This window comes from Mesorhizobium sp. M7A.F.Ca.US.006.04.2.1 (genome assembly GCF_004022915.1).
Classification (GTDB): Bacteria; Pseudomonadota; Alphaproteobacteria; order Rhizobiales; family Rhizobiaceae; genus Mesorhizobium; species Mesorhizobium ciceri.
The window spans coordinates 1-760 of the sequence record NZ_RZQA01001478.1; the positions used below are offsets into that span (position 1 = coordinate 1).

Genomic DNA, 760 nt, shown 5'->3' on the forward strand with positions numbered 1-760 from the left:
GGTGTAGACCCAGCAGGCCTTCAGCTTGTCCGCGGCCTCGGCCGTCGCTGCCAGCGACATGGCGGCGGTCGTGGTCATCAGGGCAATAAGCAGTTTTTTCATCGTGTTACCTCTCTGAGTTAGCCTTGGAGCTTCCCGTTTGTTTTTGTTGTCAACGATCCGGAACGAATGGCTGCCCCAAGGAAGCCGGCGTGTTCATCATCGTCAGACGCTTGTTGCGCGAGATTAGAACGAGAACCACGACGGTTGCCAGATAGGGCAGCGAAGAAAGGAACTGTGAGGGCACTGGAATGCCAAAAGCCTGTGCATGAAGCTGGCCGATCCACACCGCGCCGAAGATGTAGGCGCCGGCCAGCACCCGCCATGGCCGCCAGGAGGCGAACACCACCAGCGCCAGCGCGATCCAGCCGCGGCCGGCGCTCATGTTCTCCACCCATTGCGGCGTGTAGACCAGCGAGAGATGGCCGCCGGCGAGACCGGCACAGGCGCCGCCGAAGATGACCGCGAGGTATCGGTAGCGGATGACCTTGATGCCAAGCGCATGCGCCGAGGTGTGGCTGTCGCCGATCGAACGCAGCGTCAGCCCGGTGCGGGTCTTGAACAGGAACCACATGACGGCGGCGGTCAGCGCGATCGAAATGTAGAAGATCGGATCCTGGCCAAACAGCAGCCTGCCGACCACAGGGATTTCCGTCAGGCCGGGAATGTCGAGGTTGGGCAGCCTTTCGCCGGGCTGGCCGACGAAGCTGGTGCCCATCAT

1 protein-coding gene is annotated in these 760 nt (G+C 62.2%); it reads right to left on the bottom strand.

Annotated elements, in window-relative coordinates; genetic code table 11:
- Positions 1–151: 151 nt before the first annotated feature.
- A partial coding sequence (locus EN925_RS38180) for an ABC transporter permease (RefSeq protein WP_164894789.1) occupies positions 152–760 on the bottom strand: 609 nt, incomplete at its 5' end.